The organism is Fontimonas sp. SYSU GA230001 (assembly GCF_040066175.1).
In the GTDB taxonomy this organism is placed as follows: Bacteria; Pseudomonadota; Gammaproteobacteria; order Nevskiales; family Nevskiaceae; genus Solimonas.
This window is the reverse complement of sequence record NZ_JBEAAM010000017.1, coordinates 60,381-75,989: the sequence shown is the minus strand read 5'-3', so window position 1 is coordinate 75,989 and position 15,609 is coordinate 60,381. Positions and strand designations below refer to the sequence as shown.

12 protein-coding genes are annotated in these 15,609 nt (G+C 69.3%); 8 read left to right on the top strand and 4 right to left on the bottom strand.

Features of this window, described 5'->3' with window-relative positions:
• Positions 1-35 precede the first annotated feature (35 nt).
• From AAG565_RS10400 to AAG565_RS10380, 5 genes are all read left to right on the top strand, one after another.
• A complete protein-coding gene (locus tag AAG565_RS10400; protein WP_348819523.1) occupies positions 36-392 on the top strand; it encodes a hypothetical protein in 357 nt (118 codons plus the stop codon).
• 66 nt (positions 393-458) lie between these two features.
• Positions 459-1,766, top strand: a complete 1,308-nt coding sequence (locus AAG565_RS10395) for a TolC family protein (protein ID WP_348819522.1) — start codon at positions 459-461, stop codon at positions 1,764-1,766.
• Positions 1,759-2,994 (top strand): efflux RND transporter periplasmic adaptor subunit, encoded by a 1,236-nt coding sequence (locus tag AAG565_RS10390; protein WP_348819521.1) that lies wholly within the window; start codon positions 1,759-1,761, stop codon positions 2,992-2,994. The genes AAG565_RS10395 and AAG565_RS10390 overlap by 8 nt, the downstream gene beginning before the upstream one ends.
• Positions 2,991-6,125 (top strand): efflux RND transporter permease subunit, encoded by a 3,135-nt coding sequence (locus tag AAG565_RS10385; protein ID WP_348819520.1) that lies wholly within the window; start codon positions 2,991-2,993, stop codon positions 6,123-6,125. The genes AAG565_RS10390 and AAG565_RS10385 overlap by 4 nt, the downstream gene beginning before the upstream one ends.
• Before the next feature lie 48 nt (positions 6,126-6,173).
• Positions 6,174-6,962 carry an endonuclease/exonuclease/phosphatase family protein gene (locus tag AAG565_RS10380; protein WP_348819519.1) on the top strand — a complete coding sequence of 263 codons (789 nt, stop codon included), beginning with the start codon at positions 6,174-6,176 and terminating at the stop codon, positions 6,960-6,962.
• Positions 6,963-6,971: 9 nt separating this feature from the next.
• On the opposite strand, the gene AAG565_RS10375 is transcribed toward AAG565_RS10380, so the two are convergent.
• Positions 6,972-9,869, bottom strand: coding sequence for a hypothetical protein (locus AAG565_RS10375; protein ID WP_348819518.1), 2,898 nt, complete (start codon positions 9,867-9,869; stop codon positions 6,972-6,974).
• Positions 9,870-10,029: 160 nt separating this feature from the next.
• Between AAG565_RS10375 and AAG565_RS10370 the strand changes: the two genes are divergently transcribed.
• Positions 10,030-11,493 (top strand): phospholipase D-like domain-containing protein, encoded by a 1,464-nt coding sequence (locus AAG565_RS10370; RefSeq protein ID WP_348819517.1) that lies wholly within the window; start codon positions 10,030-10,032, stop codon positions 11,491-11,493.
• Positions 11,494-11,501: 8 nt separating this feature from the next.
• Here the strand turns inward: AAG565_RS10370 and AAG565_RS10365 are convergent, their stop codons facing one another.
• From AAG565_RS10365 to AAG565_RS10355, 3 genes are all read right to left on the bottom strand, one after another.
• The gene (locus AAG565_RS10365) at positions 11,502-11,903 is read right to left on the bottom strand and encodes a hypothetical protein (protein ID WP_348819516.1); all 402 of its coding nucleotides are present in this window, start codon (positions 11,901-11,903) and stop codon (positions 11,502-11,504) included.
• A 78-nt stretch (positions 11,904-11,981) separates the two neighbouring features.
• Positions 11,982-12,431 carry a putative metalloprotease CJM1_0395 family protein gene (locus tag AAG565_RS10360; RefSeq protein ID WP_348819515.1) on the bottom strand — a complete coding sequence of 150 codons (450 nt, stop codon included), beginning with the start codon at positions 12,429-12,431 and terminating at the stop codon, positions 11,982-11,984.
• Position 12,432: 1 nt separating this feature from the next.
• Positions 12,433-12,660 (bottom strand): hypothetical protein, encoded by a 228-nt coding sequence (locus AAG565_RS10355; RefSeq protein WP_348819514.1) that lies wholly within the window; start codon positions 12,658-12,660, stop codon positions 12,433-12,435.
• Between the two features lie 181 nt (positions 12,661-12,841).
• On the opposite strand from AAG565_RS10355, the gene AAG565_RS10350 reads away from it, so the two are divergent.
• Positions 12,842-14,797: an alkyl sulfatase dimerization domain-containing protein gene (locus tag AAG565_RS10350; RefSeq protein WP_348819513.1), complete on the top strand. Its 1,956-nt coding sequence runs from the start codon at positions 12,842-12,844 to the stop codon at positions 14,795-14,797.
• Positions 14,794-15,606: an AraC family transcriptional regulator gene (locus tag AAG565_RS10345; protein WP_348819512.1), complete on the top strand. Its 813-nt coding sequence runs from the start codon at positions 14,794-14,796 to the stop codon at positions 15,604-15,606. Before AAG565_RS10350 ends, AAG565_RS10345 begins: the two co-directional genes overlap by 4 nt.
• The last annotated feature ends 3 nt before the right edge of the window (positions 15,607-15,609 follow it).

The window sequence follows — 15,609 nt, the reverse complement described above, 5'->3', positions numbered from 1 at the left end:
CCGTGAACCGTCGGGCCGCCACCTTCTTGCTGACGTTGACCCTGCTGCTGCAGGGCTTGGCCTCGGCCTGGGCAGGGCCGATGGTCCTGACCGGCAGCGCGCCGGGCACCAGCCGCGAAGTGGTGATGCCCTGCCACGGCCAGGCCGCGGCGGCGGATGCGGCGATTCAGACCAGCGACGCGCACGAAGGCATTCGCATGAGTTGCTGCGACGACGGCGGCGACTGCACCCGCTGCAATGCGCTCTGCGGCACGCACGCGGCGCCTCTGGCTGCGGGCGTGCCGTGTGCGAACGACTTCGGCGCCCCTTTCGCTCTGCTGGTGCACAGCGAAGCCGTCCTGCTGGGCCACCCGCTTCTCCTCTTGCGCCCCCCGATCGAACTCCACGACTGACCTCGCGATCCGGCTCGTCACGAGCCGTTCCGGACCGCCCGTGCGGTCCCAGCCTGGAGACGATCCATGTTCACCCCTCGATGCCGCGCACAGGCGCGGCGCACGATCGCGGTTCTCGCGATCCTCCCTGCGCTGGCCACGGCGCCGCCCACACGAGCCGATGACGCCAGTGGTATCGCGCTCGGCCTCGACGAAGCGGTGCGGCTCGCGGTCACTGCACAGCCTGTGCTGGATGAACTCGATGCACAGCGCCGCGCCGCACGCGAGTCCGCGGTGTCCGCCGCGCAGCTGCCCGATCCACAGTTGAACCTGGCCATCGCCGATCTGCCGATCGATACCGTCGATGCGTATTCCTTCACCGGCGAAGCGGATACCCAGGTGCAGATCGGCTTGGCGCAGGAGTTCCCGCGCGCGCGCAAGCGTCGTCTGCGTGGCGAGACGCTGCAGCGGGAGGCACGGCTGCTGGACGCCGCGCGCGAGCTGGCCCTGCGCAGCATCCACCGCGATGCGGCGCTGGCCTGGATCGAGCTGTGGCGCTACGACCGCGAGCTGCAGCTGACGCAGGCCAGCCTGCGCGAAGCGACGTCGCAGATGCAGGTGGCGGAGATCGCGCTGCGCACCGCCAGCATCACGCAGGCCGAGTTTCTCACCGCACGCCAGGACGTCCATCGGCTCGCGGATGCGGTCCGCCGCACGGAGCAGCGCATCGCGCAGGCGCGCAACACGTTGTCGCGCTGGATCGGCGACGCTGCGCTACGGCCGGTGTGTCCGGACCTGCCGGCGTTGCCGGCCCCGCCGCCGCTGGAAGCCGTGCTCGCGCGCCTCGACCAGCATCCACAGCTGATCGGCGCAACCGCCCGCGTCGCCGCGGCTCGGACCGGCACGAGACTCGCGCAGTCCAGCTACGCACCCGACTGGCGCATCGAGCTCGCTTACAGCCATCGCACCGCCCGCGCCGACACGGTGCTGTTGCAGACCGGCGTGGACCTGCCCCTGTTCACCCGCGACCGCCAGGATCGGGATGTCGCCACCGCACTCGCCCGCGAAGCCGCGGCACAGTCCGCGGTCGATGACTCCCGCCGGCAGCTGCGGTCCGAGGCACGCTTGAATCACCACGATTACGAGCGACTGATCGAGCGCCTGCGCGACTACGACACGTACCTGCTGCCCGACAGCGGCGCGCGCATCGACGCGACGCTGGCTGGCTGGCGGGCGGGGCGCAGCCTGTTCCGCGACCTGCTCGATGCACGCCGTGCGCACCTCGAAGTGCAGACGGATCGTCTCGACCTGCAGCACGAGCTCGCCAATCGCTACGTGCAACTCGTCTATCTCGGTGCGTTCGGGCTTGCGGAAGGAGAAGTCGGCCATGATTAGAAAGACCCGCGTCGTCCTGTCCCTCGCGCTGCTCGCGACTGCAGGCGGCGTCTGGTGGTACGTGCAGCGCACGAAACCGGACGCGCGCACTGACGAGCCTGCCGTGGATGCGAGTCATCGCAGTGGCACGAGTACGGTGCTGTACTGGTACGACCCGATGAAGCCGGACGTGCATTTCGAGCGGCCCGGTAAATCGCCGTTCATGGACATGGAACTGGTGCCCAAGTACGCGGTCGCAGAAGGCGACGGCCGCTCGCTCGTATCCATCGATCCGCGCATGGCGCAGAACCTGGGCATGCGCACTGCCGAGGTGAAGGCCGGTACGTTCTGGCAACGGATCGACACCGTCGGCAGCGTCGCCGTGGACGAGAACCGCATCGCGGTCGTCGAGGCGCGGGCCGCCGGATGGGTCGAGCGCCTGGACGTTCGCGCAGCCGGCGACGCGGTGCGCAAGGGCCAGGTTCTCGCCCGCATCTACTCGCCCGACCTGCTCGCTGCACGGGAAGAACTTGCGCTGGCCCGCAGGCTCGGCGACGCGACGCTGATCGAGGCAGCGCGCACGCGCCTGACACTGCTCGGCGCCTACGACGCGGCGGGCGCCGACGAACCACCGCGGCGCCAGACGCGAGTGCGTGCGCCGCAGCCCGGGGTGGTCACCGAACTGATGGTGCGCCAGGGCGCTCAGGTCACGCCCGGCATGCCACTGATGAAGCTGGCCGATCTGTCGAAGGTCTGGATCGTCGTCGAGGTGCCGGAAACGCAGCTGTCCTGGCTCGCGGTCGGACAGCGCGCCGAAGCGCGGCTCACAGGACTGCCTGGAAGGACCTTCGAAGGCACGGTCGAGTATGTCTATCCGCTGCTCGATGCGGCGACGCGCACGCTGCGCGCGCGCCTATCCTTCGACAACACCGATGGCGCACTCAAGCCCGGCATGTACGCCGAAGTCACGGTGGCCGGTGGCGAACAGCGGAGCGCGACGCTGATCCCCAGCGAGGCCGTGATCCGCACTGGGCGCCGAGACGTCGTGCTGGTCGCGGAAGACGAAGGACGCTACCGTCCGGTGCAGGTGGTTTTGGGCGCGGAGCACAGCGACGAACTCGTCGTGCTGGAGGGCCTCGAACCCGGCCAGCGGGTCGTCGTGTCGGGCCAGTTCCTGATCGACTCCGAAGCGAGTCTGCTCGGCGCCTACCGGCGCATCGGTGCATCCGCTGACGGAGACGGCCCGTGATCGCCCGGCTCATCCACTGGTCGGTGCGCAACCGCTTCCTCGTGCTGCTCACGACGCTGCTGCTGACGGCTGCGGGCCTCTACGCCGCCGCACGCACGCCGCTTGATGCCATCCCCGATCTGTCCGACACGCAGGTGATCGTGCGCACGGTCTATCCGGGGCAGGCACCGCAGGTGGTCGAGGACCAGGTGACCTATCCGCTGACCACGACATTGCTGTCGGTCCCTCACGCGAAGGTGGTGCGCGGCTATTCGCTGTTCGGAGAATCCTTCGTCTACGTGTTGTTCGACGACGGCGTGGACCTCTATTGGGCGCGATCACGCGTGCTCGAATACCTGTCGCAGGTGCAGGCCCGCCTGCCAGCCACGGCGCGCGCCGCTCTGGGGCCCGACGCGACCGGTGTCGGCTGGATCTACGAATACGCCCTGGTCGATCCGACCGGACAGCACGACATCGGCCAGCTGCGCGCGCTGCAGGACTGGTTTCTCAAGTACGAGCTGAAAACGGTGGAGAACGTCGCCGAAGTCGCGACCATCGGCGGCTTCAACAGGCAGTATCAGATCGTGCTCCGGCCCGACCGGCTGCGCGCCTACCGGTTGCCGCTGGACACGGTGGTGGACGCGGTGCGGAAGGCCAACAGCGAAGCCGGCGGCTCGGTACTGGAACTGGCGGAGGCCGAGTACATGGTGCGCGCGCGCGGCTATCTCCGGTCGCTCGACGACTTCCGGGAGATCCCGGTCGGCCTCGGCGAGAGCGGCACGCCGGTCCTGCTGCGGGACGTGGCCACGGTGCAGCTCGGCCCGGAGACGCGCCGTGGAATCGCCGAGCTGGACGGCGAAGGCGAAGTGGTCGGCGGCGTGATCGTGCTGCGCTCCGGCGCAAACGCACGCGCGACGATCGGAGCCGTGAAAGTCAAGCTGGAGAGCCTGAAGGCCGGCCTGCCCGATGGCGTGCGGATCGTCGAAACTTACGACCGCTCGGCACTGATCGAGCGCGCGGTGAAGAACCTGTCGCACAAGCTGCTCGAGGAGTTCGTCGTCGTCGCCGTGGTCTGCGCCCTGTTCCTCTGGCATCTGCGTTCTTCACTGGTGGCGATCATCATGCTGCCGGTCGGCATCCTCACCGCGTTCATCGTCATGCGCATCCAGGGCATCAACGCCCACATCATGTCGCTGGGCGGGATCGCGATCGCCATCGGCGCGATGGTGGACGCCGCCGTGGTGATGATCGAAAACACCCACAAGACGCTGGAGCGATGGCGCCACGATCACGGCGGGCACGAACCGCAGCCCGCGGAGCGAATCGGCCTGATAGCCGAAGCGGCCGCGGACGTGGGGCCTGCGCTGTTCTTCTCACTGCTGATCATCACGCTGTCGTTCGTGCCGGTGTTCACACTGGAAGCACAGGAAGGCCGCCTGTTCGCGCCGCTGGCCTACACCAAAACCTACGCAATGGCGGCCGCTGCAGGACTTTCGGTGACACTAACCCCGGTGCTGATGGTGACCTTCATCCGCGGACACATCGCCGACGAATCCGCCAACCCGCTGAACCGCGCACTGATCGCGGCCTACCGGCCCGCGATCGCCACGGTACTGAACCACCCACGGGCGACGCTGGGCATCGCCGCCGTCGTTGCGCTCGCGACGCTGTGGCCGGCGACGCGCCTGGGCAGTGAGTTCATGCCACCGCTCGACGAAGGTGACCTGCTGTACATGCCGACTGCCCTGCCCGGCCTCGCGGTCGGCAAGGCAGCGCAGCTCCTGCAGCAGACCGATCGCATCCTCAAGACCTTCCCCGAGGTCGAGCGTGTATTCGGCAAGATCGGCCGTGCCGAGAGCGCGACCGATCCGGCGCCGCTGGAGATGGTCGAAACCACCATCAAGCTCAAGCCTCGATCCGCATGGCGAGCCGGCATGACCACCGAGAAGCTGATCGCGGAGATGGATGCGGCGCTGAAGATTCCGGGCATGGGCAACGTCTGGGTGCAGCCGATCCGCAATCGCATCGATATGCTCGCCACCGGCATCAAGTCGCCGGTCGGCATCAAGATCGCAGGACCGGATCTGGACGTGATCGAGCGGATCGGCAGCCAGATCGAAACCGCGCTCAGGAACGTGCCCGGCACCGCGTCGGCGTTCTCCGAGCGCGTGTCGGGCGGGCGCTACGTCGAGATCGTGCCAGACCGCAGCGCCGCGGCGCGTCACGGCATGGCCATCGCGGACGTGCAGCGCATCGTCGGCGTCGCGGTCGGCGGCGAGAACGTGGGGGAGACCGTGGAAGGACTGCAACGCTTCCCGATCAACCTGCGCTACCCGCGCGCACTGCGCGATTCGGTGCAGGATCTGCGCGACCTGCCCGTGGTGACGATGCGCGGTGAGACGATCACGCTCGGCAGCATTGCCGACGTGAAGATCACCGACGGTCCGCCGATGATCAAGTCGGAGAACGCGCGACCCAACGGCTGGATCTACGTCGATATCCGGGAGCGCGACCTGGGCGGCTACGTCGCCGAGGCGAAGCGGGTCGTCGCCGCGCAGGTGCCGCTGCCCCCGGGCTACTCGGTGCACTGGTCCGGTCAGTTCGAGTACCTGGAGCGCGCGAGCCAGCGGCTGCGCGTGGTCGTGCCGGCGACGCTGGCGGTCATCTTCGTGCTGCTGTACCTCACTTTCGGCCGCGTCGGCGAAGCCGCGCTGATCATGGCGACGCTGCCGTTCGCGCTGGTCGGCGGCTACTGGCTGATCTGGCTGCTCGGCCACCACCTGTCGGTGGCCTCGGCTGTCGGGTTCGTCGCACTGGCCGGCCTGTCCGCCGAGTTCGGCGTCGTGATGCTGATCTACCTGCGGCAGGCGATCGAGCGCCGCCGCGCGGCCGGTCCGCTTGACGAAGCGGCACTGCGCGAGGCGATCGTCGAGGGTGCGGTACTGCGCGTGCGCCCCAAGGCAATGACCGTCGCCGTGATCGTCGCCGGCCTGCTGCCGCTGTTCTGGGGCACGGGGACCGGCTCGGAAGTGATGCAGCGCATCGCCGCGCCGATGATCGGCGGGATGGTCAGCGCGCCGCTGCTGTCGATGCTGGTGCTCCCTGCCGCCTATCTGCTGATTGGACGCCGGCGATCGGCCGGCGCGGGCTGATCGGGCCGCACCGCTTGGCGGCGCGCGCGGTGTCGCCATAATGGCCGCATGACGCACAAGCACCATGCGCGGCCGCCGTCCGCGCCCGACGACGGGCGGCCGCTGCGCGTGCTGACGCTGAACATCCAGGTCGGCATGCCGACCGAGCATTTCGGCCACTACGTGACCGGCGCGTGGCGCCACGTGCTGCCGTCGGCCAGCGCACGGCGCAACCTGGACCGCATCGCCGAGTTCGCGTCGGACTTCGACGTGGTCGCGCTGCAGGAGGCCGACGCCGGCAGCCTGCGCACCAGCCAGATCAATCAGGTCGAGTACCTGGCGCGCCGCGCCGGCTTCTCGCACTGGAAGGCGGCGGTCAACCGCGATCTCGGGCCGTTCGCGCAGCACGCGCTCGGCTTCCTGTCGCGCTACGAGCTGCACGACGTGCATCACCACGCGCTGCCCGGTCGCCTGCCGGGGCGCGGCGTGCTCGGCGCCTGGGTGCGCGAGCCGGGCCACGCGCCCGTCCACCTGATGGTCGCGCACCTCGCACTCGGCCGCGCCTCACGCGGACGCCAGTTCGAATACCTGGCCGGACTGGCCCAGCCGCAGGCGGACACGGTGCTGATGGGTGATTTCAACTGCGAGCCGCTGGAGCTGGCCCGTCACCCCGAGCTGCGCCGCATCGGCTTTCGCGCGATCCACGCCGACCCGACCTATCCGAGCTGGAAGCCGACGCGCAGCATCGACCATGTACTGGTCACGCCCAGCGTGCGCGCCGCGCCGGCGCGCGTGCTCGACACCCGGCTCTCCGACCACCTGCCGGTGGCGACCGAAATCCGGCTGCGGCCGCAGTGACGGCGCCGCTCAGCGGCGGCGGCGCAACCCTGCACCGAGCAGCAGCAGGACCAGCAGCGGCAGGCCCAGCGCACCGCCGAAACGGCCGCCGTCGTGACCACCGCCGCCACCGGCCGGCGGCGCGCCCGCGGACTTGAGGTCGTAGGTCCAGACCCCGCGGCCGAAGGTCGCCGCGAACAGCCGGTCCGGCTGGCCCGGCTGCAGGCGCAGCATGTTGACCGGCACGCTGGGCAGGCCGTCGCCCAGCGGCGCCCAGCTGCTGCCGTCGCGATCGGCCGAGATGAAGGCGCCGATGTCGGTGCCCAGCAGCAGCTGGTCACCGCGCAGGATCACGCTGTTGGCCTGCACGTTGGGCAGGTTGCCGGAGACGTTGACGAAGTGCTCGCCGGCGTCGGTGGACTTGAACACGTTGCCGGCGCCGATGTCGGCGTTCGGATCGAGATAGGAACCGGGCGGGCGCAAATTGGACAGATAGCCGGCCAGGGTCACGTAGATCGTGCGCGGGTCGGCCGGATCGATGGCGATGCTGGTGATGTAGCGGTTGGGCAGGCCCTGGGCGGTGGCGAAGTGCCAGCCCTTGGCGGTTTCGCGCTGCGGCGCCTCGGCACCGCCGACATTGGTCGCCAGCACGTTGCGGAACCCCTGGTCGTTGCCGGACACGCCGCAGTCGCCGCAGCCGCCGACATAGACCGCCTCGCCGAGCACTTCCATCGTCGTCGTCGTGCGGATCGCGCCGGTGTCCGGGTTGGTGCCGAGATTGAACACCTCGACCCAGGTGCTGCCGGTCACGGTCTGCGCATGCGCGGTCTCGTAGATCTCCTGCGCGCCGGTGACCATGTGCTGCGCGTCCAGCGGGTCCATGCGGAACCAGTTGTCGAACATGACCTTGGTGTAGCTCGGCGCGATCGACTTGGAACTGGCGCCGCGATCGGTGGTGCGCACCAGTCCGCCGTTCTGCGTCTCGGTATACGCGATATCGCTGTTGTCGGGATCGACCTCGGCGTAGAAGCCGTCGCCGCCGAAGTTCTCGTAGATCCGCCGCGTGTCCGGCTCGATGTGCCCCGAGCCATTGTCCTGCAGGCCGAACCAGACGGTGCCGTCGCGGGCGACGCCGATGCCGTAGGGCAGCAGCGCGTAGATGCCACCGTTGGCGCCGAAACCCCAGCCGGCCTGGCTCATCTCGGCGCCGGCTTCGGCGCACTGCTTGAAGATGCCGCCGTCGTTGCCGACGAACAGGCACACGCCGCCGTCGCCGGTCGGCACGTAGAGGCCGGCGTGCTGGTCGGGATGCGTCGTCGATGGGTACGGGAAACCGGATTCCGGATCGGCGGCCAGACCCCAGTAGGCGCCGATCACGCTGAAGTCGGACGGTCCGCTCTGCGACAGGCCGTCGAGCGGAACGTCGGTCAGGCGGTTCTGCCAGACCTCCTCGAGTCCGAAACCCAGCCGCGTCGGCACGCCGGCGAGCGCGCGCGTCGGATCGACGGCGATCCACTCGTTGTACCAGGCCTGGGCGCCGGCACCGCTGCCCAGCGCACCGCCGATCAGCGCGATCTCCGAGCCGGTGTCCGGCGTGATGACTTCGGTGGTGTCGGCCATGCGGACCCAGCTGCGGCCGAAGTCCGCCGACGCGTAGAGGCCGTTGAAGACCGTCGGGAACGGCAGCGGCGAGAAGTCGAGGATCGGATCCAGCATGTCGGCGAACGGCCCGCCGCCGTTGAACAGCTCGGCATCCTGGACGATGGCGTACACATAGTCGTGGTCCTGGTTCTCGCCCGTCGCCTGGCCCAGCTCGATGCGGCCGATGCGGTTCTGCACGGCGAAACCGAGCGGGCTGTTGGTGTCGGGCGCCGAGACATCGAGGCGGACGAAGCTGCCGGGTTCGCCGGTCTCCGAGCGGTACAGTCCGTTGGCCGGCGCCATCGGCCGGCCGTCCTGGAAGGCCAGACCGTTGCCGACGCGGAACCCGACCGCGGCGAGCACCGGACAGCCGGCCGCAGCGCAGGTCAGGCCGGTGCTGCCGCCGGGGTGGCGCACGACCACGTCGGTGACGTAGTTGGTGAACTGGCAGGGTCCGAGCGTCTCGACGCCGGCGCATTCCGCCGAAGTCGGCAGCGCGACATTGACGTAGCTGCGCCCGGCGTCGCTGGAGCGGAACAGGCCCTTGCTGGACGCCACGTAGATCACGTTCGGATTGCCCGGATCGGTCGCGGCGCGGAACACCAGCGCGCCGTCCGGCACGCCCGGCGCGTGATGCCAGCTCGCGCCCAGGTCGTTGCTCCAGTACGCGCCCAGGCCGAGGTAGCCGCTCGATCCCATCACCGCCTCGCCGCCGGCCGCGATCAGCGTGCCGCCGCCCGCCGGCGTCCAGGCGACGCCGCCGTTGACCTGGCTCGGCAGCCGGTCACCGACCGAGACCCAGTGATCGGCCAGCGTGCGGATGTCGCCGTCCACCGCCTCGCTCATCCAGATGCCGCCCGAGCCGACCGCCGCGAACAGGCGCTTCGCCACCGGGTCGAAGGCGAAGTTGTCCACGCGCGCGCTCTGCATCACGCCATAGCCGTCGTCGAGATTGCCGACGCCGTAAGGCTGCCAGCCACCCGCGGCGCCGGCGACCTTGGCCTGCAGCGACTTCATCGCCTCGCGCCGCTCGACCGCCTGGCGCACCGCGCCGTCGGGCACCGCGCCCGCGCGGCGATTGCGGTTGTCCTTGGCGGCGAGCAGTTCGGCCGGCGACTCCGGGTTGCGCAGACCTGCGCAGGCCTGCTCGCCACCGGCCTGCCGCAGCGGACGCTGCCCCTGCGGGCACGAGGCCGGCGCCGGTGCACTGCGATCGAGCGCGAAGAACGCCGCGCTCGCCGCAGCGATGGCGACGACCGGCAGCATCCGGCGGGCGGCGAACATCATGGCTTTTCCCCTGTTCGTTCTGTGACAGCGATAGACCGGCGATGCTGCGGTGCCGCCGTGCGGGTGTCCAGAGGGATTCCCCTGGCCGGCGCGTGCCGGGCGCGGCGATTTGCCCGATCATGCGCCGGATGAAGACCCGTGCAGAGACTCCCTGGACCTCGTGCTGGACCTCGTGGGCCAGTCAGCGATGGATCTGACGACCGGCTACGGCTGGGTGCTCGCGCTGTGGATCGGCGTGGCCATCGGCGCCGCCGGTCACGCGCTGATCAGCCGCCGCGATCCGCGCACCGCGTGGGGCTGGATCGCGGTGTGCTGGCTGTTCCCCTTCGCCGGGCCGGCGCTGTACTTCCTGTTCGGCATCAACCGCATCCGCACGCACGCGCAGCGCCTGGGCATGGACGCACGCGGCGACGGCGCGATCGGCCGCGCGCATGCCGACGACCTGCGCAACCGCCGTGCCGAGGGCGAGGTGATTCCGCCGTGGCTCGACGAACTGGCCCGCACCGCCGACCGCCTCACGCACCTGCCGCTGCTCGACGGCAACCGCATCGAGGTGCTGCACAACGGCGAGCAGGCCTACCCGCGCATGCTGGCCGCGATCGACGGCGCGCGGCGTTCGGTTGCGCTGGCGACCTACATCTTCGACAACGACGCGGTCGGCCGCCGCTTCGTCGAGGCCCTCGCGCGGGCCCAGGCGCGTGGCGTCGATGTGCACGTGATGATCGACGGCTTCGGCCAGCACTACTCGCTCGTGCCGATCACGCGCGAACTGCGCCGCGCCGGCATCGACCACGCGGTGTTCAATCCGTTGCGCCTGCTGCCGCCGTCACTGCATCTGAACCTGCGCAGCCACCGCAAGCTGCTACTGATCGACGGCGCGGTCGGTTACACCGGCGGCATGAACATCGGCCGTCGGCAGATGGTCGGCGAAGGCGGATCCGGCGCGGCGACCGACATGCAGTTCGAGCTGCGCGGGCCGATCCTGAACCAGCTCGGCCAGGTGTTCGCCGACGACTGGCGCTGGTGCGGCAAGCCGGAATGGCGCGTGCCGCCGGCCGCGGCCGGCGACGACCTCGGTGCCGCGTGCCGCGTGGTCACCGACGGGCCCAACGAGGATTTCGACCACCTGACGATGGTGCTGCAGGCGGCGATCTCGGCGGCACACCGCGAGGTGCGGATCATGACGCCGTACTTCCTGCCGCCCAACGAGATGATCGCCGAGCTGCAGGCGGCGGCGCTGCGCGGCGTGCGTGTCGAGGTGATCCTGCCGGCGCGCAGCAACCTGCCGTTCGTGCACTGGGCGACGCGCAACATGCTCGGCGAACTGCTGCGCTTCGGCGTGCGCGTGTATTACCAGCCGCCGCCGTTCTGCCACAGCAAGCTGTTCGTCGTCGATGGCGTCTATGCGCAGATCGGCAGCGCCAATCTCGATGCGCGCAGCCTCAAGCTCAACTTCGAGCTGACGGTGGAAGTCTACGACCGCGCCTTCGCGCAGACGCTGAACGCGCACTTCGACGCCGTGCGCACGCAGTCGCGGGACGTGCCGCTCGCCGAGATCGACGGACGTTCCCTGCCCGCGCGCCTGCGCGACGCCGCGTTCTGGCTGTTCTCGCCGTATCTGTAGCGCAGCCGCTACTTGTGTCCCTTGCCCTTGTCCGGCTTGCCCTTGCCGTGACCGCCGTCGCCGGGCCCACCGTGCTTGGCGCGGTAGGCCGGGACGTACACGTCGTTGTACCAGCGGTCCTGGACGAAATAGACCGGATAGCCGCAGGCGCCGTACTCGCGGCAATGCTTGCTCCACTTCTTGGCGTGCCCCGGCGGCACGTGCAGGTACATCGGCGGCCGCACCACGCCGACCGGAATGACGTCGATGACGACCGGCTGCGGGTAGATCAGCGCCGGGCGCGGGTAGTCGCCGATGTCGATCTGGCCGTAGAAACCAGGCTCGCCGATGCGGATCGACACGCCGACGTCGGCAGCGGCCGCCCATCCGGGCAGCGTTGCTGCGAGCAACAGGAACAGGATTCGTTTCATGGCATCCTCCGTGATGTGTCCAGCGCGTGAAGAACTGTCCGATAGCTTCACGTTCCCGTCTGAGCGCGAACTGAACGCTCAGGCACTGACGTCGATCGCGGCCCCGGACCGCGGCGGCGCCTCGCGGTACGGCCCGAGCGCCTGATCCACCTGCTCGCGGCGCAGCTCGATGGTCGCCTGCTGCAGTTCGCGTCCCGCACGCGCCGCCACCGCGCGGTCCTGGGTGGATGGATCGACCGGGGCCAAGGCCGCGGCGATGACGATGCGCATCTTGGCCACCGTGGCTTCCAGATCCCCGGCCACCGGCGCGGCGTCGATGCGCACCTCGCCGCCCACCGCATAGCGGCGCCCGTCGGGACCGGTCTGGTAGTCGAAGCGCGCCGGGCTGGTGTAAGGGCTGCCGACGGTGCGATGCGCCAGTTCATGGCGGCGCACCTGCTGGTCGCGCCGCTGCAATTCGCGCAGCCGCGCGTCCTCCGCCAGCCCGCCGGTCTGGCCCTGCAATGGCGTTGACGCGACCGACTCCATGTCACGCGAAGACGTCGAGCAGGCTGCCCAGCGTCTGATCGATGGTCTGGAAGACGCGGATCGAAGCCTCGGTCTGGCGCTGCGCCTGACGGCCCTCCAGCAAGGCCTCGATCGGCAGGCGGTCGGGACGTGTCGTGCCGGCCTGCGCCACCTGCAATGCCGACCGGTCCAGCGCTCGCAGGCCGGACCGCACGCCCAGCAACGCCGATGAACTGACCGAGTCGATCATCGCACCGCACCTCTGCATCCAGACTCTACGCCGCGGCGGTCACCCGTGCGCGCACGCCCCTTGGAGAATACATACTACGCCCAAGTCGCCGTGACGGGGCATAGCGGGCCACCGCCGGGGTCTGTTCCTGTGCGCGGGGCCAGGCGATCGGGCGACTGCGGACATCAGCGGGGGACGGAGCATGAACATCAGATCGTGGCTGGCGGTGGTGCTGCTCTGCACAACGGGCTGCAAGCCGCAGCAGCCGGTCGTCAGCGGCGACGCGACCGCCACGACACGCGCAGTCAATGCGAGCTTTGCGAAGGTCCTCAAGCTGGACGACCGCCAGGACTTCGACGACGCCGCGCGCGGCCTGATCGCCCGGCCGCAAGGCAAAATCGTCGGCGCCGACGGGTCGGTGCTGATGGACTTCGACGCCTGGACCTACATCCAGGGGCCGGCGCCCGACACCGTCAATCCGAGCCTGTGGCGCCACGCCCAGCTCAACGGCCAGGTCGGGCTGTTCAAGGTCCGTGACGGCATCCACCAGCTACGCGGCTTCGACATCGCCAACATGACGCTGATCGACGGCCGCTCCGGCTGGATCGTCGTCGATCCGCTGACCGCGAAGGAAAGCGCCGCCGCGGCGATCGCGTTCGCGCGCAAACACCTCGGCGACAAGCCCGTTTCGGCGGTGATCTTCACCCACAGCCACATCGACCACTTCGGCGGCGTGCTCGGCGTGCTGTCGGCCGAGGAAGCCGCGGCGCGCGGGGTACCGATCATCGCGCCGCAAGGCTTCCTCGAAGAAGCCACCAGCGAGAACGTACTGGTCGGTACCGCGATGGGCCGGCGCTCGACCTATCAATTCGGCCGCTCGCTGCCGCGCTCGGCCACCGGGCTGGTCGATGCCGGCCTCGGCCGCGCCGTCGTCTATGGCACCTTCGGCATCCTGACCCCGACCCAGACCATCACGCAGCCGACGCAGGAACTGGACGTCGATGGCCTCCGCTTCGTGTTCCACAACGTGCCGCATTCCGAAGCGCCGGCGGAACTGACCTTCTCGATACCGGAGCTGAAGGCCTATTGCGGCGCCGAGATCCTCGCGCAGACCATGCACAACCTGCTGCCGATCCGCGGCGCCAAGGTGCGCGACACGCTGCTGTGGAGCAACTACCTCGACCAGGCGCTCGACCACGCCGCCGGCGCGGAAGTCGCGTTCATGTCGCACAACTGGCCGGTGTGGGAAGCCGCGCGCATCCGCGAGTTCATCACCAAGCACCGCGACGTCTATCGCTACACCCACGACCAGACCGTGCGCCTGATGAACGCCGGCTACACCGCGCCGCAGATCGCCGAGCGCGTCAAACTGCCGGACTCGCTGGCCAGCTACTTCGGTACGCGCGGCTACTACGGCGACCTGCGCCACAACGTCAAGGCCGTGTACCAGCACTACCTCGGCATCTACGACGGCAACCCCGCGCACCTGGACCCGCTGCCGCCGGAGGACGTGTCGCGCCGCTACGTCGAGGCGATGGGCGGCGCCGCGAAGGTGATCGTCACCGCGCGCGAGGCCTACGCGCGCGGTGAATACCGCTGGGCTGCGGAACTGCTCAATCACGTGATGTTCGCGCAGCCCCGTGCGGACGGCGCCGCCGCTCTGCTCGCCGACACCTACGAGCAGATGGGCTACGTGGCCGAGTCGGCGACCTGGCGCAACAGCTATCTCACGGCTGCCAGCGAACTGCGCCATGGCATCCCCGACAGCGGTGGCCTCGATCGCACGAAACTGCTCGACGTGCTCGCGCACACGCCGGTCGAGCGCTTCCTCGACGCGATGGCCGGCAATCTCGACGGCCCGGCCGCCGCCAACCTCAGCCTGTCGATCAATCTCGTGCTCAAGGACACCGGACAGAGCTACGTGCTGTGGCTGGAAAACGGCGTGCTGCACCACCGCGCCGCAGCGCGCGATCCGACCGCCAACGCGACGCTGGAACTGACCAAGAACCTGTTCCTGAAGATGATGGTCGGCAACGCCGGCGTCGGCGACATGCTGCTCGGCGACGAGCTGTCGGTGCGCGGCAGCCGCGTCGATCTGGTGCGCTTCTTCAGCCTGTTCGACAAGCCGGACGGCCGGTTTGCGATCGTCAGCAAGTGAACGGCGGCTGCGTAGCCCCTGGAGCTGGGCGGACGCCCAACGCGAGGCTGTATGTGTGGGACGACCGGTTTTTGTGGCTCAGCCGCGATTTCAAGGGATCGATGACGCGGCGCTATGCCGCGAATGTCGTGCTGGCGCTGACCGACAAACCCTTCCTGTTGCGCCTGCCGCGCAAGTCCGCGCTGCCCTGCTGGGCGGCGCTGTGCTCGCCGCGCGCGCTGCGCTGCATCGATGCAACGGACACGCCGTTCCTGAGCCTCAACCTGGACCCGGACTGCAACGACGCCCGGCTCCTGGACACGGTCGCGCAAGGCCGGCCGGTAACCACGCTTCCGACCGACTTCTGCCTGCGCCATCGACCGGAGCTCCTGAAACTTCTCGATGGCGAGATGCACGCCCTGGCCGCGCGGGCCGCCGGCAATCTGATCGTCTACACCCTGGCCGGCCCCGCGCCAGTCCGCCACGTCGATGCACGCGTGCAGGATCTGTTGTGCTACCTGCGCCAGCATCAACTGGTCGACATCGACCTGACCGAGCTGGCGCAGCGCTATGGGTTGTCGCCGTCGCGCCTCGCGCACCTGTTCACCGAACAGGTCGGCCTGCCGATGAGCCAGTTCCTGCTGTGGATGAAGATGCGCCAGGCCGTTGCGATGATCCAGGGCGGCCGTTCGCTCACCGAGATCGCCCAGGCCTGCGGATTCTCCGACTCGTCCCACCTCACCCGCACCTTCAAGAACTTCTACGGCATCCAGCCGTCCCGGCTGGCCAACAGCAACTACGTTCAAGTTATGCTCTGCGAACGCGAATAGTCT

Coding starts and splice junctions, on each gene's coding strand:
- AAG565_RS10395 (WP_348819522.1), top strand. CDS start 459: ATGTTCACCCCTCGATGCCGCGCACAGGCGCGGCGCACGATCGCGGTT.
- AAG565_RS10390 (WP_348819521.1), top strand. CDS start 1,759: ATGATTAGAAAGACCCGCGTCGTCCTGTCCCTCGCGCTGCTCGCGACT.
- AAG565_RS10380 (WP_348819519.1), top strand. CDS start 6,174: ATGACGCACAAGCACCATGCGCGGCCGCCGTCCGCGCCCGACGACGGG.
- AAG565_RS10375 (WP_348819518.1), bottom strand. CDS start 9,869: ATGATGTTCGCCGCCCGCCGGATGCTGCCGGTCGTCGCCATCGCTGCG.
- AAG565_RS10365 (WP_348819516.1), bottom strand. CDS start 11,903: ATGAAACGAATCCTGTTCCTGTTGCTCGCAGCAACGCTGCCCGGATGG.
- AAG565_RS10360 (WP_348819515.1), bottom strand. CDS start 12,431: ATGGAGTCGGTCGCGTCAACGCCATTGCAGGGCCAGACCGGCGGGCTG.
- AAG565_RS10355 (WP_348819514.1), bottom strand. CDS start 12,660: ATGATCGACTCGGTCAGTTCATCGGCGTTGCTGGGCGTGCGGTCCGGC.
- AAG565_RS10350 (WP_348819513.1), top strand. CDS start 12,842: ATGAACATCAGATCGTGGCTGGCGGTGGTGCTGCTCTGCACAACGGGC.